At 76.1% G+C, this 22,505-nt stretch carries 15 protein-coding genes; 13 read left to right on the top strand and 2 right to left on the bottom strand.

From position 1 onward, the window contains the following. Positions 1–937, bottom strand: a 937-nt coding sequence (locus E6U81_RS18620) for a BTAD domain-containing putative transcriptional regulator (protein WP_206309959.1), incomplete at its 3' end; no start/stop codon positions are given. Between the two features lie 172 nt (positions 938–1,109). Next, complete coding sequence (locus E6U81_RS18615; protein WP_136231209.1) at positions 1,110–2,087, bottom strand: helix-turn-helix transcriptional regulator; 978 nt, start codon at positions 2,085–2,087, stop codon at positions 1,110–1,112. A 261-nt stretch (positions 2,088–2,348) separates the two neighbouring features. Here E6U81_RS18615 and E6U81_RS18610 point away from each other — a divergent pair, with 261 nt between their 5' ends. From E6U81_RS18610 to E6U81_RS18550, 13 genes are all read left to right on the top strand, one after another. Continuing rightward, positions 2,349–2,570 (top strand): hypothetical protein, encoded by a 222-nt coding sequence (locus tag E6U81_RS18610; protein ID WP_136231208.1) that lies wholly within the window; start codon positions 2,349–2,351, stop codon positions 2,568–2,570. Positions 2,571–2,579: 9 nt separating this feature from the next. Then, positions 2,580–2,900, top strand: a complete 321-nt coding sequence (locus E6U81_RS18605) for a hypothetical protein (RefSeq protein WP_136231207.1) — start codon at positions 2,580–2,582, stop codon at positions 2,898–2,900. An 11-nt stretch (positions 2,901–2,911) separates the two neighbouring features. Further along, entirely contained in the window at positions 2,912–3,124 is a 213-nt protein-coding gene (locus tag E6U81_RS18600; protein ID WP_136231206.1) for an MbtH family protein, read from the top strand. A 4-nt stretch (positions 3,125–3,128) separates the two neighbouring features. Continuing rightward, complete coding sequence (ddaH, locus tag E6U81_RS18595) at positions 3,129–3,977, top strand: dimethylargininase (RefSeq protein ID WP_136231205.1); 849 nt, start codon at positions 3,129–3,131, stop codon at positions 3,975–3,977. Then, positions 3,974–5,065 (top strand): TauD/TfdA family dioxygenase, encoded by a 1,092-nt coding sequence (locus E6U81_RS18590; protein WP_136231204.1) that lies wholly within the window; start codon positions 3,974–3,976, stop codon positions 5,063–5,065. Before ddaH ends, E6U81_RS18590 begins: the two co-directional genes overlap by 4 nt. After that, entirely contained in the window at positions 5,058–6,863 is a 1,806-nt protein-coding gene (locus tag E6U81_RS18585) for a non-ribosomal peptide synthetase (protein ID WP_206309958.1), read from the top strand. The genes E6U81_RS18590 and E6U81_RS18585 overlap by 8 nt, the downstream gene beginning before the upstream one ends. After that, a complete protein-coding gene (locus E6U81_RS18580; protein ID WP_240803893.1) occupies positions 6,860–7,684 on the top strand; it encodes an alpha/beta fold hydrolase in 825 nt (274 codons plus the stop codon). The genes E6U81_RS18585 and E6U81_RS18580 overlap by 4 nt, the downstream gene beginning before the upstream one ends. Further along, positions 7,681–8,763 (top strand): 4-hydroxyphenylpyruvate dioxygenase, encoded by a 1,083-nt coding sequence (hppD, locus tag E6U81_RS18575; protein ID WP_136231203.1) that lies wholly within the window; start codon positions 7,681–7,683, stop codon positions 8,761–8,763. The genes E6U81_RS18580 and hppD overlap by 4 nt, the downstream gene beginning before the upstream one ends. 35 nt (positions 8,764–8,798) lie before the next feature. Then, the gene (locus tag E6U81_RS18570; protein WP_240803895.1) at positions 8,799–9,866 is read left to right on the top strand and encodes an alpha-hydroxy acid oxidase; all 1,068 of its coding nucleotides are present in this window, start codon (positions 8,799–8,801) and stop codon (positions 9,864–9,866) included. Then, positions 9,863–11,173 carry a PLP-dependent aminotransferase family protein gene (locus E6U81_RS18565; RefSeq protein ID WP_240803892.1) on the top strand — a complete coding sequence of 437 codons (1,311 nt, stop codon included), beginning with the start codon at positions 9,863–9,865 and terminating at the stop codon, positions 11,171–11,173. The genes E6U81_RS18570 and E6U81_RS18565 overlap by 4 nt, the downstream gene beginning before the upstream one ends. A gap of 61 nt (positions 11,174–11,234) precedes the next feature. Continuing rightward, positions 11,235–12,761, top strand: coding sequence for an AMP-binding protein (locus E6U81_RS18560; protein ID WP_136231201.1), 1,527 nt, complete (start codon positions 11,235–11,237; stop codon positions 12,759–12,761). 51 nt (positions 12,762–12,812) lie between these two features. Continuing rightward, complete coding sequence (locus tag E6U81_RS18555; RefSeq protein WP_136231200.1) at positions 12,813–14,564, top strand: condensation domain-containing protein; 1,752 nt, start codon at positions 12,813–12,815, stop codon at positions 14,562–14,564. A 69-nt stretch (positions 14,565–14,633) separates the two neighbouring features. Beyond that, positions 14,634–22,502 carry a non-ribosomal peptide synthetase gene (locus E6U81_RS18550; RefSeq protein WP_136231199.1) on the top strand — a complete coding sequence of 2,623 codons (7,869 nt, stop codon included), beginning with the start codon at positions 14,634–14,636 and terminating at the stop codon, positions 22,500–22,502. Positions 22,503–22,505 lie beyond the last annotated feature (3 nt).

The following is a 22,505-nucleotide window of genomic DNA, read 5'->3' as shown; positions in this document are numbered from 1 at the left end:
CCCCGGCGGACGCCGCAGGAAACCCGTCGAGGCCCGCGGGCGCGCCACCGCGGGCCGGTCCGCCGGCCGTGGCGGCACCGTGCGCTGCGGGTGACGTCGGCGCGGAGCCGGAGGGCGCGGCCGGTAGCGGTGCGGGCAGCCCGCCCCCGCGGCCGGGGGCCGGGGATGCGGCGGCGGGAAGGAGGGCAGGGTCGCCCGACAGGATGCGGGCGTGCAGCAGGCGGAGGTCCGGGCCCGGGTCCAGGCCGAGTTCGTCGGCCAGCACCTCGCGGGCCCGGCCGAAGACGGCGAGGGCGTCGCCCTGCCGCCCCGCGGCGAAGAGCGCGCGCATCAGGAGCCCGTACGGGCGCTCCCGCAGCGGCTCCTCGCGGATGAGGGCGGTGAGCTCGGGGACGGCCCGCTCGTGCCGCCCGCGCAGCAGGTCCACCCCGAGGCGCTCCTCCAGCAGGTGCAGCCGCAGCTCCGCCAGGCGCGAGCGCTGGCTCTCGGCGAACGGCCCCGGCACCCCGGCCAGTGGCTCGCCCCGCCACAGGGAGCCCGCCTCGGCCAGTGCTTCGGCGCAGACCTCCAGTTCCCCGGCCGCATGGGCGCGGGTGGCCTTCGCGGCCAGCTCCTCGGCCCGTACGGCGTCGACCGAGCCCCGCGGCACCGCGAGCCGGTAGCCGTCGTTCGCGGACTCCAGTATCTGGGCCCCGGTCTTCCCCGGCTCCCCGCCCTCCAGCAGCTTCCGCAGCCGCCAGACGTAGGTCCGCAGGATCATCACCGCGGAGCCCGGGGCGGACTCCCCCCAGACCGCGGCGGTCAGTTCGTGCAGCGGCACGACATGGCCCGCGCGGAGCACCAGGACGGCAAGGGTGGCCTGCTGCTGCGGCGGTCCACCGGTCAGCACGGGTCCCCCGTGGGACACGCCCACGGACCCGAGCACGAAGAATTTCACGTGTTCCCCCTGTGCGTGCGCACAGCTCCACACGGCGGTTGGTCCCCAGCTTTCCTGGACCGCCGATGTACGGAGCGTCATCCTAAGCGGTTCATATGACCATGCCGTCGGAACGGGCCGCGGCGGCGGCCCGGCGTGCCCGCGCGGCGCAGCGGAGGGGGCCGCGTCCGGATCACACCCATCCGAGGCGGGCTGCGCGCAGCCCCGCCTCGAACCGGCTGCGGGCGCCCAGCCGTTCGATCAGCGAGGCCATGATCCGCCGGGCGGTGCGGGCCGAGATGTGCAGCTGTCCGGCGGCGGATTCGTCGGTGTGGCCCTCGGCCAGCAGCCCCAGCAGGGAGCGCTCCTGCTCAGTGGGTACGTACACGGCTTCCGACGGATCCGCGCCCAGCGGCACGGCCGCGCCCCACTCCCGCTCGAAGAGCGCGACCAGCGGGGCGATCATGCCGGGGGCGGAGAGGGACAGCGCGCCCTGCCTGCTGTCCGCCGGGTCGATGGGAACGAGGGCGTGGGTCCGGTCGACCAGCACCATCCGGGTGGGCAGCGCGGCGACCGTGCGGAAGGCCCCGCCTCCCGCGAGCAGCGCCCGGCTGTAACGCAGGGTGCCCGGGTCCTCCCGTACGAGGTCGAGCCCGATGGTGCGGATGGCGGCGCCGCGGCCGAGCACGAGGGCGTCATTGCGTTCGGCCGCCTCCAGCGCGGCCGCGGACTGGGGGCCGCCGGGCATGAAGGTCAGCACCTCGGTCCTGGCCTCCAGCGCCAGGCGCTCCAACCGCCGCTGTACGGCGTCGAGTCCGGCCAGCCGCTCGACGCCCTCGGCCGGGCGGCCGCCGGAGCCGGCGCCCGCGAGGATCCGGACCAGGGCCTGCTGGTGACCCGCGGCCCGACGGTGCCGGCGCACCAGTTCCTCGTACTGCTGATCCAGAAGCCGCTGCATCCCGAGGACCGGGTCGACGACGGTGAAGCGGCCGGGCGTCTCGAAGGACGCCTGGACCAGGCGCAGCGCGAAGAGCCGGTCGAGGCAGTCGCGGACCCGGTCGGGCTCCACGCCGAGCCGGGCGGCAAGTTCGGTCAGCCCCAGCTCGGGCCGGGCGAGCACCTCCTCGTACACCGTCTGGTCGAGCTCCTCCAGGTCGAGCGTCACGGACATCGGTTCCCCTCTTCGCATGCTGTCGCCCCCGTCGATCTGCGAGCAGCCTGTCTGCCGGAGATCTACGCGACATACACGCGCCCTCTACGCGCGTCAGCGCGACTCCGGCCGGCCGTCGGCGGTGGCCCGGCGGGGGCGGCTGTCCCAAAACGTCCTGGCCGCTTCCGCCACCCCTGAACCCGTTCCCCCAGGTCAACACCTTGGCCAGGATGGAGGCGTGCCGCTCGGCACCCCTTCCCCACTCCCGATGAGGGCACCTCCATGACTTCTCGCGTCCATGCCGCCGTCCGTCCGGTCCGCACCGCTGCCGCGGCCGTCACCGCGGCGGCCTTCGCCGCGGCCGTCGCCGCCTGCGGCGCGCTCGCGCTCGCCGCCGGCGCGCCGTCCGGTGCGGACACGGCCGGGGCCGCCACCGTCCAGGCGGCCCCGGCGCCCCTCCCGGCCGCCGCGGGCGCGGTCGCGTACGGCCTCATCTGGGACTGACCCGGGCTCGTGGAGCTGACCCTCGTCTCTCTCGTCCCGCCCGGGCCCGGCCCCGGCCCCGGTCCCGCCGACGACGGCCGCCTGCTCCGCCTGCTCTGGGGCGCGGCCCGCCCGGGGGAGCGACTGGAGCACATCAGCGTGCGGAGCGGTCCGCACGGTGTGGACCTCGGACTCTTCACCGTGGCCACGCCCGGGACGACCGCCGCGGAGGCCGCCCTGGCCATCTGCCGCCGCGTGCTCGCGCCGCCCTCCCCCTTCCACGGCTGGCAGCTCGCCACCGGATCCACCAGCCTCGCGCGACCCTGCGCGATCCCCACCACCACGACGTGACAGGAGCACCCGTGACCAACCCCTTCGAGGACGACGAAGCCCCTTACTTCGTCCTCGTCAACCAGGAGAACCAGCACTCCCTGTGGCCCGCCTCGAGCGAGGTGCCCGCCGGCTGGACGGCCACCCACGGCCCGGCCGGCCGCCAGGACTGCCTGGACCACATCGAGAAGACCTGGACCGATATGCGTCCGGCCGGTCTGGTCGCCGCCCTCGGGGAGGTCTGAGCCGATGACCGTCCGGCGCACCTCCCGTCCGCGGCACTACCTGATGTGCCGCCCGTCCCACTTCACCGTCGACTACCGCATCAACCCCTGGATGGATCCGGCCAAGCCGACCGACACCGACCTGGCCGTCCTGCAGTGGGAGCGGCTGTACGCCCTCTACCAGGAGCTCGGACACACGGTCGAGCTGATCGACCCGGTCCCCGGGCTGCCCGACATGGTCTACTCGGCCAACGGTGCCACCGTGCTCGGCGACCGCGTCCTGATGGCCCGGTTCCGCCACCCCGAGCGCGCTGCCGAAGCCCCCGCCTACCAGGCCTGGTTCGAGGCCAACGGCTACGCGGAGGTGGTCGCCCCGGAGCACGTCAACGAGGGCGAGGGCGACTACCTGGTCGCCGGCTCCCGGATCCTGGCGGGCACCGGCTTCCGCACCGACCCGGCCTCGCACGCCGAGGCCGAACGGGTGCTCGGCGCGCCGGTGGTGGGGCTGACCCTGGTCGACCCGCGCTTCTACCACCTCGACACCGCCCTCGCCGTGCTCGACGACGACGAGATCATGTACTTCCCCGGCGCCTTCTCGGCCGCATCCCAGGCGGTGCTGCGCGAGCTGTACCCGGACGCGCTCCTGGCCACCGAGGAGGACGCCGAGGTCTTCGGGCTGAACGCGCTCTCCGACGGGCGCAACGTCCTGCTCGCCGAGGCCGCCGGCGGGCTCGCGGACCGGCTGGCCGCGCGCGGATTCACGCCGATCGGCGTCGACCTGTCCGAACTGTTCAAGGGCGGCGGCAGCGTCAAGTGCTGCACCCTGGAGCTCCGCCACGCCGTGCAGGCGCCGACCGCGGGCGGTGCCGCATGAGCATCCGCCCGACCACCCCCGCAGCGGCCACCGCCGCCGAAGCCACCGCCACCGGGGCCGTCCCCTTCGCGGGCGTCCTCGACTGGCTCATCGAGCCCGGCGCCCCTGCCACGGTCCGCGCCCCCGAGCTGGCCGACGCGGCCGCCGCGCGGGACTGGGCCGCCGAGCACCGCGCCGAACTGCGCGCAGGACTGGACCGGTTCGGCGCCGTGTACGTGAGCGGGCTGCCGGTCCGCAGCATCGACGACTTCGCCGTCGTCCGCGACGAGCTGGTCCGCCGGGCCACCCCGTACCGCGAGAAGGCCACCCCCCGCAGCGACTTCGGCTCCGGCGTCTTCTCCTCCACCGACCTGCCCGCCGCGCAGGCGATCCGCCCGCACAACGAGAACAGCTACACCCTGACCTTCCCCGGCCTGCTGCTCTTCGGCTGCCTGACCGCCCCCGAGGAAGGCGGCGCGACACCCGTCACCGACTGCCGCGAGGTGCTGCGTTCGCTCCCCGCCGTGCTGGTCGAGCGGATGCGCGCCTCCGGCTGGGTCCTGACCCGCACCTACTCGGAGACCCTCTCGGTCGCCTGGCAGGCCGCCTTCGGGGCCACCACCCGCGAGGAGGTGGAGGCGTACTGCGCCGAGAACGCCGTCGCCTGCGCCTGGGACGAAGAGGGCACGCTGCGCACCAGCCAGGTGCGGCCGGGCATCGTCCGCCACCCGCTGACCGGTGACGAAGTCTGGTTCAACCACATGGCGTTCTGGAACCGCTTCTCGCTGGACGAGGAGCTGCGCGAGGTCCTGCTGGACGAACTCGGCCCCGAAGGGCTCCCCTTCGACACGGGTCTCGGTGACGGCGTCCCGCTGACGGAGGCGGACCTGGCGGCCGTCAACGCCGCCTACGAGCGGGCCGCCGTGCGCCGCGCCTGGCAGCCGGGGGACCTGCTGATCGTCGACAACGTCCTGACCGCGCACGGCCGCGACCCCTTCCGCGGCGACCGGCGGATCGTCGTCGCCATGGGCGACCCGATCGCCGTGGCGGACTGCGCCCCCGCCGTCGCCCCGCGCGCCGGAACCGTGGCGGCGGTGTCCCGTGGCTGAGCCGACGAACCTGGTCGAGCGGTTCCTGGAGACCGCCCGGACCTTCCCCGGCCGGGCCGCGGTGCACGCCGCGGACGGTGCGCTCACCTTCGAGGAGCTGGCCGGGCGCACGGCACGGCTGGCGGCGGCGCTGCGCGCGCTCGGCGTCCGCCCCGGCGACCGGGTCGGGGTGAGCCTGCCCCGCGGCACGGTCTGGGCCGTGGCCCCGCTGGCGGTGTGGCGGGCCGGTGCGGCCTACGTCCCGCTGGACCCGGCGTACCCCGGGGAGCGGCTCGCGCACATCGCGGCCGACGCCGGGCTGCGTGCGGTTCTCGCGCGGGCGGGGGCCGCGGCCGGGTGGGCCGAGGGCCTGCCGGTCCTCGACCCGGACACGGCCGCCCCCGACGCGGCGCACCCGGAGAGCGGCCACCCGGACACCGCGGCGCCTGCCGCGCGGGCCGACGCGGAGCCGTCCGGCCGTGCCGGGCACCCGGCCACCGCGGCCTACGTCATCCACACCTCGGGGTCCAGCGGCCTGCCCAAGGGCGTGGAGGTCACCCACGCCGGCGTGGCCGCCCTCGTCGCGGGCCTGGAAGAGCGGGGCGTCTACCCGCCCGGCCACCGCGTGGTCGCCTGGAACGCCAGCCTGTCCTTCGACGCGTCCGTGCAGCAGTGGGTCCGCGTGTGCCGCGGCGACACCCTGGTCGTCCTGGACGACGAGGACCGCACGGACCCGGCCCGACTGGACGCACTGCTCGACGCGTACGGCGTGACCGACCTCGACTGCACCCCCTCGCACTGGCAGCTGACCGGTCCGCGGCTGCGGCGGGGGCGTCCCCTGCGGTTGCTGCTCGGCGGCGAGCCGGTGCCGGCGGCGATGTGGCGGGCGCTGGCCGAGGACCCGGCCGTGGAGGCCTGGAACCTGTACGGCCCCACCGAGTGCACCGTCGACGCCACCGCGACCCGGATCACCGGGGCCGCCCCGCGCCTGGGCGAGCCGCTGGCCGGGGTACGCGCCCAGGTCCTCGACGAAGCGCTGCGGCCGGCCACGACGGGCGAGCTGTACCTGGCCGGTCCGGGCGTGGCGGTCGGCTACGTCGGCCGGCCCGGGCTGACCGCCTCGCGGTTCGTCGCGGACCCCTTCGCCACCGACGGCAGCCGGATGTACCGCACCGGCGACCTGGTGCGCTGGCGGGCCGACTCCGGTCTGGAGTTCCTGCGCCGCACCGACCGGCAGCTCAAGATCCGCGGCTTCCGGGTGGAGCCGGGCGAGCTGGAGGACCGGCTGCGCGGCCACGCGGCGGTGGAGGCGGCGGTCGCCGTGGCCCGGACCGGGCCGGACGGCGACACCCTCCTGGTGGCGTACTGCGTCCTGGCCCCCGGGGCCCGGGTGACCGACGCGGAGCTGAGCCGGCACTGCGGGGCCGCGCTGCCCGCGTACTTCGTCCCGTCCGTCTTCGTCAGGGTCGACGCGCTCCCGCTGACGCCGAACGGCAAGGTGGACACCGAGGCGCTGCCGCCGCTGCCGACGGCCCCGGCAGCCGGACCGGAGTCCTCCGGGCGCGCCCCCGAAGGCCCGCTGGAGGAGCTGATCGCGACCGTGTGGGCCGAGGTCCTCGGCCGGGACGGCGTCGACGCTGAGGCGAACTTCTTCGCGCTCGGCGGCCATTCGCTGCTGGCGCTGCGCGTGGTGTCCCGGCTGAAGAAGAACGCCGGCATCGCGCTGCGGACCAAGGACGTCTACCGCTTCCCCGTCCTCGCGGACCTGGCCCGGCATGCGCAGTCGGTGCGCGCCCCGGCCGCCGGGGAGGCCTCGTGAACGTCCTCGACACCACCGCGGTGCGCCTGAAGGAGACCGAGGAGGGCGCACCCACCCTGGTCTGCCTCGCCTTCTGCGGCGGGGGCACCGCCACCTTCCACGACTGGATCCCCGCCCTGCCGGACGGCGCCGGCCTGGTGGCCGTCTGCTACCCGGGGCGCGAGGGTCGGTTCGCCGAGGAGTTCGCCCGGACCTGGGACGAGCTCGCGACGGACGCCGCCGCCGGGGTCGCGGCGGTGGCCGGGCAGGGCCCGTACGTCCTGTTCGGGCACAGCATGGGCGGCTGGATGGCCTTCGACGTCACCGTACGGCTGGCCGCGGCGGGTGCTCCCCCGCCGCACGCCCTGGTCGTCTCCGCCTGCAACGCCCCGGACCGCGGGGTCACCGACCGGGACCGGTTCCTGGCGCAGGGACAGCGCGACGACGAGCTGCTCGGCTGGATGGCCACCCACGGCCTGCTGCCCGAGCACGTCCTGGAAGAGCCCGAGCTGACCGAGATGGCCGTGGAGCTGATGCGGGCCGACCTGGCCGCCCGGGACACCTTCGCCCACACCCCCGGTGCCCGGACCGGTGTCCCGGTCCAGGTGTTCTCCGGGGACGCGGACCCCGTCATCGGCGAGGACGCGGGTCCGCGCTGGGCGGCGCTGACCGACGGCCCGTTCCGCCACGACGTCCTGCCCGGCGGGCACTTCTACACCCCAGAGGTGTGGCGGGGCCTGCCCGCCCGGATCACCTCTCTGACCTCCGGGGCCGCCCCGGCCCACGCCCCCGCCCCCGTGCTCTCCGCCTCCGCCGCCCCGCGAGGGACGGCGGCCCCATGACGAACGGCAGCTCCATGACCTTCTCCCCCGCCTTCGGCATCAGCCACGTCGAGTCCTACGTCGCCGACCTCGCGTCGGCGGCTGCCGAGATGACCGGCCGCTTCGGGTTCCGTGCGGTCGCCCGCGCCGCGTCAGCCGACGCGGAGTCCCTGCTCCTGCGCCAGGGCCGGATCTCCCTCGTCCTCACCCAGGCCCGCTCGCCGCACCACCCGGGCGCCGCCTACGTCCTGGCCCACGGCGACGGCGTCGCCGACATCGCGCTGAGCGTGCCCGACGTGGCCGCCGTCTTCGACGAGGCGGTCTCCCGCGGCGCGGTCCCCCTGGCCGTGCCGCGCCGGCACCCCGACGGCAGCACCCGGGCCGTGATCGCCGGGTTCGGCGACGTCGTGCACACCCTCGTCGAGCCGGACCCGGCCGGGCCGCCCCCGGGCTTCGCCCCGCTGCCGGACGCCGCCGCACCGGACGCGGACGGCGAACTCCTGGAGGAGCTGGACCACTTCGCGGTCTGCCTGCCCGCCGGACAACTCGCCCGGACCGTGGAGTTCTACACCCGTGTCCTCGGCTTCCGCATGATCTTCCAGGAGCTCATCCGGGTCGGCGCGCAGGCCATGAACTCCAAGGTGGTGCAGAGCGCCTCCGGCGAGGTCACCCTGACCCTGATCGAGCCCGACACCTCCCGCGAGCCGGGGCAGATCGACCGGTTCCTGGCCGAGCACGGCGGCCCGGGCGTCCAGCACATCGCCTTCGCCTCCCGCAACGTCGTGCGGGCGGTCGGGGCGCTGCGCGAGCGCGGCGTGGAGTTCCTGAGCGTCCCCGGCACCTACTACACGATGCTCGCGGACCGGCTCGACCTGGCCCGGCACTCCACGCAGGAGCTCCAGCGCATCAGCGTCCTGGTCGACGAGGACCACGACGGGCAGCTCTTCCAGATCTTCACCCGCTCCACCCACCCGCGCCGCACCCTCTTCCACGAGGTGATCGAGCGGTTCGGCGCCCGCACCTTCGGCAACGGCAACATCAAGGCCCTGTACGAGGCCGTCGAGGCCGAGCGGCTGGGCGCCGGCGAGGTCCTGCGGTGAGCGCCGGTCACGACACCCCGCCGGTCCCGGTCCGCCTGGAGGACTTCGCCGGTCCCGCCCGCCGGGCCCTGCCCCCGGAGGTCTGGGACTTCATCGCGGGCGGCAGCGGCGAGGAGCTGACCCTGGCCGCCAACCGGGCCGCCCTGGACCGGATCCGCCTCGTCCCCCGCGTCCTGTCGGGCGCCGGGGCCGTCGACACCTCGGCCGAACTCCCCGGCGGCCGGGCGGCCCTGCCCCTGGCGGTCGCGCCCATGGCCTACCAGCGGCTGCTCCACCCCGAGGGTGAGTCGGCCACGGCCCGCGCGGCGGCGGCCGCCGGGGTGCCGTTCACGCTCAGCACGCTGAGCAGCGTGCCGGTGGAGGAGGTCACGGCGCTGGGCGGGGTCACCTGGTTCCAGCTGTACTGCCAGCGCGACCCGGGACTCACCGCCGAGCTGGTGCGGCGCGCCGAGGACGCGGGCTGCGCGGCGGTGATGGTCACGGTCGACGTCCCCTCGATGGGCCGGCGCCTGCGCGATCTGCGCAACGGCTTCGCCCTGCCGGCGGGCGTGGCGGCCGCGCACCTCGACCGGGCCGCGACCCGCCGGGCCGGCGAGCGCCGGGCCGGGACGTGCGCCGTGGCGGAGCACACCGCGGAGTCCTTCGCCCGCGCCCTGGGCTGGGACGACCTGGCCCGGCTGCGGGAGCAGACGGGACTGCCTCTGATCGTCAAGGGGATCCTCGATCCGGGTGACGCCGCGACCGCTGCCGCGGTCGGTGCGGACGCCGTCGTCGTCTCCAACCACGGCGGCCGCCAGCTCGACGGCGCGGTCGCCAGCGCGGACATGCTGCCCGCGCTCCGGGAGGCGGTCCCGCCGTCCTGCCGGCTGCTGCTGGACAGCGGGATCCGCGGCGGGACCGATGTCCTGAAGGCCCTGGCGCTCGGCGCGGACGGGGTGCTGCTGGGCCGGCCCGTCCTGTGGGGCCTGGCCGCGGACGGCGCGGAGGGCGTGTCGCGGGTGCTGGGGCTGCTGGCGGCCGAACTGCGCTCCGCCCTGGAGCTGTCGGGCTGCGGCACCCCCGCCGACGCGCCCTGGCTGACGACGCTGGGGGCGGGCCGGTGACCCGCACGGCCGTGGCCCTGGACCGGGCCGATCTGCACGCGTCCCTCGCGGACCCCGCGCTGCTGTCCATGACCTTCCTCAACGAGATCGCTGGACGGTTCCCCGAGGCGGTCTCCTTCGCCCCCGGGCGACCGACGGAGGACTTCTTCGACCCGTCCGACCTGCACCGCTACCTCGACGCGTACATCCACCACCTGACCGCGGACAAGGGCTACGACGGGGCCGGGGTGCGGCGGGAGCTGTTCCAGTACGGCCGCACCAAGGGCGTCGTGCACGAGCTGATCGCCCGTCACCTCGAACGGGATGAGGGCATCGTCTGCGACCCGGAGGCCGTCCTGGTCACGGTGGGCGCGCAGGAGGCGCTGTGGCTCGTGCTGCGCGCCCTGAAGGCCGGCCCGCGGGACGTGGTGCTGGCCCTGGACCCGACGTACGTCGGGCTGACGGGTGCCGCCCGGCTGCTGGACCTCCCGGTGCGGTCGGTGCCCGAGGGCCCCCGCGGGGTGCGTCCGGAGCAGGTGCGCGAGCGGATCCGCGAGGTCCGCGCCGCCGGGGAGCGGCCCCGGGCGCTGTACCTGGTGCCGGACTTCTCCAACCCGAGCGGCCACTCCCTGGACACGGGGACGCGCCGGGAGCTGCTGGAGGTCGCGGAGCAGGAGGACGTGCTGCTGCTGGAGGACAACCCGTACGGGTACTTCCGGGTGGCGGACGGCTCCCGGCCGCCGACGCTGAAGGCCCTCGACACCGGGCAGCGGGTCGTCTACCTGGGCTCGCTGGCAAAGACCTGCTTCCCCGGCGCCCGGGTGGGCTTCGCCGTCGCGGACCAGCGGGTCACGGGGGCGGGCGGCCCGGCGCTGCTGGCCGACGAGCTGGCCCGCGCCAAGAGCATGCTGACCGTCAACACCCCGCCGGTGGCACAGGCGCTGGTCGGCGGCATGCTGCTGGAGCACGGCGGCAGCCTGCTGGAGGCCAACCGCCGCCAGATCGACGTCTACCGGCGCAACCTGCGCGCTCTGCTCCAAGGGCTGGACCGGCGGTTCGCCCGGACGCCCGGGGTCCGGTGGATCGCCCCCGCGGGCGGCTTCTTCGTCGTGCTCGACGTGCCGTTCCCCGTGACCGACGCCCTGGTCGAGGAGGCCGCCGTCCGGCACGGGGTGCTCTTCACGCCGATGCGCCACTTCAGCGACCAGGAGCGTGCCGGGCGGCAACTGCGCCTTTCGTGCTCCTCGTTGGACCCCGACCGGATCGAGGACGGGCTCGACCGGCTGGCGGCGCTGATCGACGAGCACGGCGCGGCAGCACATGGCTGAGCCCGATGCCCCGACCGCACCCCTCGCTCCTTGCCCCGCACCCTCCCCGGAAGGAACGCCCATGCACACCGACGACGCGCCCGGACCACGGCATTCGCTCGTCCGGCCCCTGATCCGTGCCGTCCGGCGCGACCCCGCGGCGGTGGCCGTCGTCGACGGCGGCGTCGCCCACACGTACGGCGAACTCGACCGGCTGTCCGCCGAGATCGCGGGCGGCCTCGCCGCCCGCGGCCTGGGACCGGACGACGTGCTCGCCGTCCACGGCGAACGCTCCTGGGAGCGCTGCGCCGCGGTGCTCGGCGCGTGGCGGGCCGGCCTGGGCGTGGTCTGCGTCGACCCGGGCATGCCCGCGCCGCGGGCCGCGCGGATCGCCCGGCCCTGCGCCCTGCTGGTCCGTCCCGACCGCACCGCGCCGACCGGGCTCGGCCCCGCCGAGGTCGCCTTCGGCGAGCTGCGCGGGGCCCCGCTGGAGGAGCTGCGCGAGGGGACCGTCGGGTACGTCATCCCCACGTCCGGATCGACCGGTGAGCCCAAGTCGGTGGCCGTTCCCCCGTCGGTGCTGGCCGCGCTCGGCGACTGGCACGTGCGGCACTGGGCCCACGACCGCCCGCCGCACACCCTCCAGGCGGCCTCGATCGGCTTCGACGTGGGCTACGAGGAGATCGTCACCACCTGGCTGGCCGGGGCCGCGCTGGTCGTGGTCTCCGACGAGGAACGCCAGGACCCCTTCGCCCTGATGGACCTGATCGCCGAGCAGCGCGTCGCCCGGCTGTTCCTGCCGGTGGTGGGGCTGCACGCGCTGGCCACGGCCGCCGTGTTCGAACCGGACGCGATGCCGGACCTGCGGGAGATCGCGGTCGCGGGCGAGCGCCTCGTCGTCAACGCCGAGGTGCGCGAGTTCTGCGCGGCCGCCGGGGTCGCCCTGGTCAACGAGTACGGGCCCAGCGAGACCCACGTGGTCACGCAGTACCGGCTGGACCCTCGGGAGGCCGCGTCCTGGCCCGAGCACCCGCCGATCGGCGCTGCCGTCGCCGGGGCGGAGCTGCTGCGCGAGGCGGGCGGGGTGCTGCGGCCGTTCGCGGCGGGCGAGGAGGCGGAGCTGGTCGTCGGCGGGGGCAGTGTCGGCCTCGGCTATCTGGGAGACCCGGAACTGACCGCGACCCGCTTCCGGACCCTGCCCCACCGCGACGGGACCGCGCGCCGCACGTACGCCACGGGGGACGTCGTCCGGTTCGACGGGGCGGACTTCCACTTCGTGGCCCGGGCCGACGAGCAGCTCAAGGTGAGCGGGTACCGGGTCGAGCCCGGCGAGGTCGAGGCGGTCCTGGGCGCGGTCCCGGGGGTCCGCAGGGCCGTGGTGGTGACGGTGGAGGTCGCGGGCTCGCGCCGGCTCGCGGCCGTGTGGACCCGGACGGGGGCGGACGGCCCCGGGTCCGTGGAGCTGGCCGCGGCGTGCGCGGCGCAGCTGCCCGCGTACATGGTGCCCCGGCACTTCCGGCCCGTGGAGGACCTGCCGGTGACCGCCAACGGGAAGGTCGACAGGGCCGCCCTGCGGGCACTGTTCGCCCCGGCCCGCACCGCCGTCTGACCAGCACGCGCAGGCCGTGGCGGCCCGCGGAGAACGAGAACGAGGAAGACCATGAGGGGAATTGACGTGACCGAGGCGGAGCGGATCCTGTGCGGGGTCCTGGCGGACCTGTTCGGGATCCCGGAGGTAGGCCCGCGGGACGGCTTCGTCCGGCTCGGCGGTGACAGCATCATCGCCGTGCAGGTGGTCGGCGCGGCCCGCCGCGCCGGGCTGCGCATCACCGTCCGGGACGTGCTGACCCTGCCGGACACGGCGGCCCTGGCCGCCGCCGCCCGGCCGCTGGCCCGGTCCGCCCGGTCGGGCGGTGACGACGGGGTCGGGCCGGTCCGGGCGACGCCGGTGATGCGGTGGCTCGACGAGCGCGGCGGGTCCGCCGACCCCTACCACCAGTACCTGGTGGTGCGGACCCCGGCCGGGCTGAGCGCGCAGAGCGCGGCCGAGGTGCTCCAGGCCGTCCTGGACCGGCACGACATGCTGCGCGTGGTCCGGGACGGCTCCGGCTGGCGGACCCGCCCGGCCGGGTCGGTGCGCGCCGCGGAGTGCCTGCGCCGGGTGGCGACGCAGGGCCGCGAGGCGACCGCCGAGGAGGTCGCGCGGGAGGTGCACGCGGCCCGCGACCGGCTCTCGGTGGGCGGCGGGGTGATCGTGCAGGCCGTCTGGTTCGACGCCGGGGCCGGGCTGCCCGGGGCGCTGGCCCTGGTCGTCAACCACGTGGTCGTGGACGGGATCTCCTGGCGGGTGCTGACCGGCGACCTCGGCCGGGCCTGGGAGGCGGTCGCCGCCGGACGGGCCCCCGCCGGCTCCCTCGACCCGGTCGCCACCTCGTTCCGCCGCTGGTCCGAGCTGCTCACCGCCGAGGCGGCCGGGGGGCGGACCGCGGCCGAAGCCCCGTACTGGAGCGGTGTGGTGCGGCCGGGTGCGGGCATCGCGGGCCGGCGCCCGCTGGACCCGTCCCGCGACCACGAGGACCGCGCCGGGCACCTCGCCCTGAGCCTGCCGGCGGCGACGGCCGGGCCGCTGCTGACGTCGGTGGCCGACCGGCTGGGCGCCGACGCCAACGAGGTACTTCTGACCGGGCTCTCCCTGGCCCTGGCGCGGTGGCGGCCCTGCGGCCCGGAGGTCCTGGTGGAGCTGGAGGGCCACGGCCGGGAGGACATCGGCGCCGAGGCCGACCTCTCCCGTACCGTCGGCTGGTTCACCACTCTCTTTCCCACCCGCTTCGCCCTGGACGGCCTGGGCGCGGCGGACGCCGAGGTCGGCGGTCCCACCGCCGCCGAGGCACTGCGGCGGGTCCGGGAGCAGCTGCGGGCGATCCCGCGCAAGGGCATCGGGTACGGACTGCTGCGCCACCTCGACCCGGTCGTCGGCCGGGAGCTCGCCGCGGCGGAGCCCGCGGGCCTCGGCTTCAACTACCTGGGCCGGCTGGGCGGTCCGGGCGGCGGCGACTGGCAGCTGCTGCCCGCCCACGGGGCCCGGCTCGACGCCCCCGGCCCGGGCATGCCGATGGCGCACGCCGTCGAGGTGAGCGCCTTCGTCCTGGAGTCGGCGGACGGCCCGGTCCTGCACGCCGACTGGGCCTGGGCCGACGGCGTCCACGACGAGGCGGAGGTCCGGGCGCTGGCCGAGGACTGGTTCCGGATGCTCGGCGCCCTCGTCGTCCACGCCGACCGGACCGGCCCCGCGGCCGTGTCCGCCGTCCCGTCCACCGTCCCCTCAGCCGTTCCGCCCGCCTCCGGCCTGGCGCTCGACGCGATCGGCCAGGACGAACTGGACGACCTCGCGGCCTCCCTCGGCCTCCTCTGACCCCGACCGGTCCGCACCCCCGCCCCGCCGCCGCTCTCCGACGGTCTCCCAGAAAGCGACACATCAGCCATGAACACCAGCCGGCCGGCCATCGAGGACGTCCTGCCCCTCTCCCCGCTGCAGGAGGGCATGCTCTTCCACTCCGGGTACGACGAGGACTCCAAGCACCTCTACATCGCCCAGTTCACCGTCGACCTGGACGGGACGCTCGACGCCGGTCGGCTGCGCCGGGCCGCCGGGGAGCTGCTGCGCCGCCACGCCAACCTGCGGGTGGTCCTCACCCACCGCAAGAACGGCGATCCCGTCCAGGTGGTCCGCCGGGACATGGAGCCGGCCTGGCAGGAGCACGACCTCGGCGCGCTGCCCGCCGGGGCGGCGGCGGAACGGGCCGCGGAGCTGACGGAGGAGGACTGGGCGCAGGGCGTGGACAGCCGCCGCCCGCCGCTGCTGCGGTTCACGCTGCTGCGGCTGGCGGACGACCGGCACCGGCTACTCGTGACGGCACATCACATCCTCTTGGACGGCTGGTCGTTCGGGCTGCTCTTCCGCGAGCTGTTCACCCTGTACGCGGGCGGCGAGCCGGAGCCGGTGCAGCCCTACCGGGAGTACCTGGCCCACCTCGCGCGCTGCGACCGGCCCGCCGCCGAGGAGGCCTGGCGCACCGCCCTGGCCGGTCTCGGCGCCCCCGGCCGGATCGCGGACGGCACCGGCCGGGTCTCCCCCGGCGCCACCCCCGAGGACGTGGTGGTGCGGCTGGACGAGGAGCGGACGGCGGCGCTGACCGCGCGGGCCCGGGAGTGCGGGCTGCTGCTGACCAGCGTGGTCCAGGGTGCCTGGGCGGCGCTCATGGCCCGCGCCACCGGGCAGGACGACGTGGTCTTCGGTCTCACGGTCAGCGGCCGCCCCGCCGAACTGCCGGGTTCGGAGCGGATGATCGGCATGCTGATCAACACCGTTCCCGTGCGGGCCCGGATCGACCCGGCCGCCCCGCTGCGCCGGGTCTGCGCGGAGCTCCAGCGCGAGCGGGCGGAGCTGGTGGACCACGACCACCTGGGGCTGACGGAGATCCAGAAGCTGGCCGGTTCCCCGGCCGCCCTCTTCGACACGAACCTGGTCTTCGAGAACTTCCCGATGAGCGACTACGCGCTCGACCTGCCGGGCTTCGGCCTCGATGCGCGGATCCGGTTCCGGGACACCACGCACTTCCCGCTGACCCTGGTGGTGGAGCCGGGCACGGCGCTCGGGCTGCGGCTGAGCCACCACCCCGGGCTGATCGCCGCCGAGCGGGTGCGGGAGCTCGGCGAGCGGCTCGTACGGCTCCTGGAGCGGTGGACGGCCGACCCGGACGCGCCGGTGGAAGTCCTCGACGCGCTGACCGCGGCCGAGCGCCACCGGGTCCTGGCCGAGTGGAACGACACCGCCGCCGCCCTCCCGGAGTCGACGCTGCCCGCGCTGCTCGCCGAGCAGGCGGCCCGGACCCCGGACGCCGCCGCCGTCGTCTTCGAGGGCGAGTCCCTGACCTACCGGGCGCTGGAGGAGCGGGCGGGCCGCCTCGCGGACGTGCTCACGGCCCGCGGCATCGGACCGGAGAGCCTGGTCGCGGTCGCCGTACCCCGCTCCCTCGACCTGATGGTCGCCCTGTGCGGGGTGCTGGAGGCAGGGGCCGCCTACCTGCCCGTCGACCCCGGGCAGCCGAAGGAGCGCAACCTCGGGATCATGGCCGACGCCGCCCCGGCGCTGGTGCTGAGCACCGGCTGGGAGGCGCCGGGGACGCCGACGCTGCGGCTGGACGCCCCGCTCCCCGCGGCGGATCCCGCGCCGCGGCCGGTGGTCCTGCCCGACCACCCGGCGTACGCGATCTTCACTTCCGGTTCCACCGGCCGCCCCAAGGGCGCGCTGGTTCCGCACCGGGCCATCGTCAACCGGCTGGAGTGGATGCAGCGGGAGTACGGCCTGGGGGCCGGGGACCGGGTGCTGCAGAAGACGCCGAGCGGTTTCGACGTCTCGGTGTGGGAGTTCTTCTGGCCGCTGCTGACCGGGGCGACCCTCGTGGTCGCGAAGCCCGGCGGCCACCAGGACCCCGCCTACCTGGCCGACCTGATCGCCCGGGAGTCCGTCACCACCGCGCACTTCGTGCCGTCCATGCTCGACGTGTTCCTGCGCGAGCCCGCCGCGGCGGACGCCCGCTCGCTGCGCCGGGTGATCGCCAGTGGCGAAGCGCTGCCCCCGCACACCCAGGACGCCTTCTTCCGGGTCCTGCCCGGCGCGGAGCTGCACAACCTGTACGGCCCGACCGAGGCCGCGGTCGACGTCACGCTCTGGCCCTGCCGGGCCGGGGACGCCACCGTCCCGATCGGCCGGCCCGCCGCCAACACCCGTACGTACGTCCTGGACGGCCGGCTCGCCCCGGTGGCGCCCGGTACGGCGGGCGAGCTGTACCTGGCCGGCGTGCAGCTGGCCCGCGGCTATCTCGGCCGGCCCGGGCTGACCGCCGACCGGTTCGTGGCCTGCCCCTTCGAGCCGGGGGCCCGCATGTACCGCACGGGCGACCTGGTGCGCTGGCGTGCCGACGGGGTCCTGGAGTACCTGGGCCGCACCGACGACCAGGTCAAGATCCGCGGTTTCCGCATCGAGCCGGGCGAGGTCCAGAGCGCCGCCGCGGGCTGCGCGGGCGTCTCCCACGCGGCGGTCGTCGTCCGCGAGGACCGCCCGGGCGATCCCCGGCTCGTGGCCTACGTGGTGCCCCGCCCGGGCGCCGCGCCGACCCCCGCCGGGGTCCGCGGCGAACTGGCCGCCGCACTGCCCGAGCACATGGTCCCGGCCGTGGTCGTACTGGACGAGCTGCCGGTGACGCCGAACGGCAAGCTCGACCGGCGGGCCCTGCCCGCCCCCGCCCTGCGCACCGGCGGCCGCGGCGGCCGCACCGAGCGGGAGCGGATCCTGACGGGCCTGTTCGCGTCGGTGCTGGGCCTGCCCGAGGTGGGCGCCGACGACGACTTCTTCGAGCTGGGAGGCCATTCCCTGCTGGCGATGCGGCTGGTGGCGCAGGTCCGCGGGGCGTTCGGTGCGGAGCTGGGCATCCGTGAGGTGTTCACCGCCCGTACTCCGGCCGCGCTCGCCGCTCTGATCGACGGCGCGGACCGGGCCCGTCCCGCACTGCGGCCGCAGGAGCGCCCGGCGCGGCTGCCGCTCTCCCCGGCGCAGCGCCGGCTGTGGTTCCTGGACCGGCTGGAGGGTTCCGACCCGGCCTACCACAGCGTGATCGCGGTCCGGCTGGACGGACCGCTCGACGTGGCCGCGCTGCGTGGCGCCCTGGCCGATCTGGCCGAACGCCACGAGATCCTGCGTACGGTCCACCCGGCGGCCGACGGCGAGCCCCGGCAGGTCGTCCTGCCCCCGGCCCCGCCGGTCCTGGAACTCCTCGACGCGGCCGGCGCGGACATCGGCGAGATCGCCGCACGCCCCTTCGACCTGGCCACCGACAGGCCCCTGCGGGCCGCGCTGCTGACGGCCGGGCCCGAGGAGCACACGCTGGTGCTGGCCCTGCACCACATCGCCACCGACGGCGAGTCCTGGGGGCCGCTGCTGGGCGACCTCTCGTACGCCTACGCCGCCCGCACGGGCGGCGGCACCGGGCCGCGCCCGCCGCTGGCCGTGCAGTACGCCGACTACACGCTCTGGCAGCGCGCCCTGCTGGACCGCGCGGCCGAGGAGCAGCTGTCGTACTGGCGCACCGCGCTGGCCGGGCTGCCGGAGGAGCCGGTGCTGCCCACCGACCGGCCCCGGCCGGAGGTGGCCGATCCGGCGGGCGGGGCCGTCGCCTTCGGCCTGGACGCGGCCCTGACCGCGCAGGTGGAGGGGCTGGCCCGGGCGCACGGCTGCACCGTCTTCATGGTGCTCCAGGCCGCGCTGGCGGTGGTGCTGTCCCGGCTCGGCGCGGGCACCGACGTGCCCCTCGGCACGGTCGTCGCGGGCCGCTCCGACGAAGCCCTGGACGATCTGGTGGGCTTCTTCGTCAACACCCTGGTCCTGCGCACCGACCTGTCCGGGGACCCGACGTTCGCGGAACTGCTGGAGCGGGTGCGGGAGAGCGATCTGGCGGCCTTCGCCCGTCAGGACGTGCCCTTCGAGCAGGTCGTCGAGGCGGTCAATCCGCGGCGCTCGCTCTCCCACCACCCGCTGTTCCAGGTGGCGCTGACGATGCGCCGGGCGGCCGCCGCCGGCCTGGAGCTGCCGGGGCTGACGGCGGTGGCCGAGGAGGTGGACGTACCGCGGGCCGAGTTCGAGCTGGCGGTGCAGTTCACGGAGGCGGCCGGGGCGGGCGAGGGGCTGAGCGCGGTGGCCAAGTACCGTACGGAGCTCTTCGACGAGGCCACCGTGCGCGCCCTCGTGGAGCGGCTGCGCGGGGTCCTGGCGGCGGTGGTACGCGCGCCGCGCGGCCGGGTCTCGGCCCTGGAGGTGCTGCTGCCGCGGGAGCGGCAGGAGCTGCTGGCCGACCGGCAGCCGCCGGCGCCGCCTCGGGCGGGTACGGCGGTGCACCTGGAGTTCGCCCGGCGGGCCGCACTGCACCCGGCCACCGTGGCCCTGGTCTCCGGCCCCGACGCCATCACCTACGGGGAGTTGGACCGGCGCGCCGACCGGTTGGCGCGGCGGCTGGCCGGCCTCGGTGTCTGCGCCGAGACCCCGGTGGGGGTGCTGATGGGGCGCTCCCCCGAGGTGGTCGTGGCGATGCTGGCCGTCCTCAAGGCGGGCGGTGCGTACCTGCCTCTGCACAGCGGCCAGCCCGTCGCGCGCACCCGGCGGATCCTGGACGCCGCGGGCTGCTCCGTGCTGCTGGTCGACGAGGCGCACGCCGGGCTCGCCCCCGAGGGCGTGCGGACGGTCCTGGCCGGTGCGTCGGAGGCCCCCGGCGCTCTCGCGGACGGCGCGGGGTTCACCCCCGCGCCGTGCCCGCCCGGGCAGCTCGCCTACCTGATGCACACCTCGGGGTCGACCGGCGAGCCCAAGGGGGTCGCCGTCACCCACCGGGACGTCCTGGACCTCGTGGCCGACCGCGGCTGGCACACCCGGGGCGCCGAACGCGTCCTGTTCCACGCCCCGCACGCCTTCGACATCGCCGACTACGAGCTGTGGGTGGCGCTGCTGTCGGGCTGGCAGGTCGTCGTCGCCCCCGAGGGCGAGCCGACGGTCGCCGGGCTGGGCGGCCTGATCCGCGGGGCGCGCATCACCGCCGTGCACCTGACGGCCGGTCTGTTCCGCGTGGTCGCCGAGGAGGACCCCGGCCTGCTGGCCGGTGTCCGCGAGGTGCTGACCGGCGGCGACGTCGTCAGCCCCGCCGCGGTCCGCGCCGTGCTGGCCGCCTGCCCGAACACCGTGGTCCGCCACCTGTACGGGCCCACCGAGGCAACCCTGTGCGCGACCAGCCACCTGATCACCGGCGCCGCGGACGTCGACGGCCCGGTGCCGATCGGCCGCCCCCTGGACGGCACCCGGGCGTACGTGCTGGACGAGCGGCTGCGGCTGGTGCCGCCGGGCACCCCGGGCGAGCTGTACCTCGCCGGTGCCGGAGTGGCGCGCGGCTACCACCGGCGTCCCGCTGCCACCGCGGAGCGGTTCGTCGCCGACCCGTTCGGTGCTCCGGGGACGCGCATGTACCGCACCGGCGACCTCGCCCGGTGGCGGGCCGACGGGCTGCTGGAGTTCCTCGGCCGGGCCGACGAGCAGGTGAAGGTCCGCGGCTTCCGCGTGGAGCCCGGCGAGGTCGAGGCCGCGCTGGCCGCCTGCCCGGGCGTCCGCCAGGCCGTGGTCGCCGTACGGGCCGCCGCGGACGGTGAGAAGCGCTTGGCCGGGTACGTGGTCGGGGAGGTCTCCGGGCCCTCGGTGCGGCGTCGGCTGGAGCGGCTGCTGCCGGACTACATGCTGCCTTCGTACGTCCTGGTCCTGGAAGCGCTGCCGCTGACCCCCAACGGCAAGGTGGACTACCGGGCGCTGCCCGAGCCCGCGCTGCCCGCTTCCGGCGGACGTGCCCCGCGCACCCCGCGGGAGGAGATCCTGGCGGGGCTCTTCGCCGAGGTGCTCGGCCACGACACGGTAGCCGCCGACGCGGGCTTCTTCGACCTGGGCGGCCACTCGCTGCTGGCGACCCGGCTGGTCAGCCGGATCCGTACGGCCCTCGGCGTCGAGCTGCCGCTGCGCGACGTCTTCCGCGCGCAGACCGTGGCCGCGCTCGCGGAGCTGGCCGGGAGCGCCGACCGGGCGCGGCCGCCGCTGCGCCGTGCGGAGCCCGGGCAGGGCGCGCCGCTGTCCTCGGCGCAGCACCGGCTGTGGTTCGCGCACCAGGCGGAGGGCCCGTCCGGCCACCACAACGTGCCCTTCGCCTACCGGCTGAGGGGTCCGCTGGACGCGCCGGCGCTGCGTGCGGCGCTCGGGGACGTCGTGGCCCGGCACGAGGTGCTGCGGACCGTCTTCGACGAGTGCGGGGGCGAGCCGGTGATCCGGCTGCTGGAGGGTGCGTCGGCCGAGGTGCCGCTGGAGGTCCTCGCCGTCTCGGAGCCCGGTGCCGTCGCGGCCGCGGTGCGGGAGGTGACGGGCCACTGCTTCGACATCTCGTCCGAACTGCCCCTGCGGGCACGCCTGCTGGAGCTGGGGCGGGAGGAGTGGGTGCTGGTGCTGGTGGTGCACCACATCGCCACCGACGGCTGGTCGTGGGGCCCGCTCCTGACCGATCTGGCGACCGCCTACGCCGCCCGCCTGGCGGGCGCGGAGCCGGCCTTCGAGCCGCTGCCCGTGCAGTACCGGGACCACACCCTCTGGCAGCGGTCCGTGCTCGGCGCGGAGGACGCCCCGGACGCACTGATCACCCGTCAGCTCGACTTCTGGGCCGCGGAACTGACCGGCGCCCCGGCCGAGCTGGTCCTGCCCTACGACCGGCCCCGCCCGGAGGTGGCGAGTCTCGCGGGCGGCTCCGTCCCTGTCCAGCTGGACGCGGAGCTGCACGGACGGCTGCTGGAACTGGCCCGGCAGCACGGCTGCACCCTCTTCATGGTCCTCCAGGCCGGCCTGGCCGTGCTCCTCTCCCGCCTCGGGGCCGGCACCGACATACCCATCGGGACCGTCGTCGCGGGCCGCACGGACGAGGCCCTCGACGACCTCGTCGGCTTCTTCGTCAACACCCTCGTCCTGCGCACCGACACCTCCGGCGACCCGGCCTTCACCGAGCTCCTGGAGCGGGTCCGGGAGAGCGACCTCGCCGCCTACGCCCACCAGGACGTGCCCTTCGAGCGGGTCGTGCTGGCGGTGAACCCGGAGCGGTCCCTCGCCCGCCACCCCCTCTTCCAGGTGCTGCTCCAGGTCCAGAACGAGCCGCCCGCCCTGCCCCGTCTGACGGGCCTCACGGCCCGGCCCCACCCCGTCGAGTGGGCGGTGTCCAAGTTCGACCTCGGCGTGGACCTCGGGGAGCAGCGCGCCGACGACGGCACCCCGCTGGGGCTCACCGGGGAACTCACCTACGCCGCCGAACTGTTCGACCGTACGAGCGCCGAGCGGCTGGCGGCGGACCTGGCCCTGGTGCTGCGCGCTCTCGCGGCCGCCCCGGGGGCGGCGATCGGCTCGGTCGACGGCCCGGCCCCGCGCACGGCCGCCGCCTCCGTCGCCGCCCCGGAGCCGGGCGCGGAGCCGGGCGGCAGCACCGAGGACCGCGTACGCGCCCTGTACGCCGAGGTACTCGACCGGGACGAGGTCGGCCCGGACGACAACTTCTTCGCCCTGGGCGGCCACTCCCTGCTCGTCACCCGGCTGATCAGCCGGATCCGGGCCGAACTCGGCCGGGAGCTGAAAATCCGCCAGCTCTTCCAGCACCCGACCCCGGCCCGTACGGCCGCCCTGCTCACCGACGCGCCGAAGGCCCGTCCCGCGCTCCGCCCCGTCGCCGGTGCCTGAGCC

It is taken from the genome of Streptomyces sp. A0592 (genome assembly GCF_004795115.1).
Classification (GTDB): Bacteria; Actinomycetota; Actinomycetes; order Streptomycetales; family Streptomycetaceae; genus Streptomyces; species Streptomyces erythrochromogenes.
The sequence above is the reverse complement of the archived record's forward strand: the minus strand, read 5'-3'. Positions and strand labels throughout refer to the sequence as shown.

Excerpts from the sequence above, each read along its gene's own strand:
- E6U81_RS18550 (WP_136231199.1), top strand. The coding sequence starts at position 14,634 with ATGAACACCAGCCGGCCGGCCATCGAGGACGTCCTGCCCCTCTCCCCG.
- E6U81_RS18615 (WP_136231209.1), bottom strand. The coding sequence starts at position 2,087 with ATGTCCGTGACGCTCGACCTGGAGGAGCTCGACCAGACGGTGTACGAG.
- hppD (WP_136231203.1), top strand. The coding sequence starts at position 7,681 with ATGACGAACGGCAGCTCCATGACCTTCTCCCCCGCCTTCGGCATCAGC.
- ddaH (WP_136231205.1), top strand. The coding sequence starts at position 3,129 with ATGACCGTCCGGCGCACCTCCCGTCCGCGGCACTACCTGATGTGCCGC.
- E6U81_RS18590 (WP_136231204.1), top strand. The coding sequence starts at position 3,974 with ATGAGCATCCGCCCGACCACCCCCGCAGCGGCCACCGCCGCCGAAGCC.
- E6U81_RS18555 (WP_136231200.1), top strand. The coding sequence starts at position 12,813 with ATGAGGGGAATTGACGTGACCGAGGCGGAGCGGATCCTGTGCGGGGTC.
- E6U81_RS18560 (WP_136231201.1), top strand. The coding sequence starts at position 11,235 with ATGCACACCGACGACGCGCCCGGACCACGGCATTCGCTCGTCCGGCCC.
- E6U81_RS18610 (WP_136231208.1), top strand. The coding sequence starts at position 2,349 with ATGACTTCTCGCGTCCATGCCGCCGTCCGTCCGGTCCGCACCGCTGCC.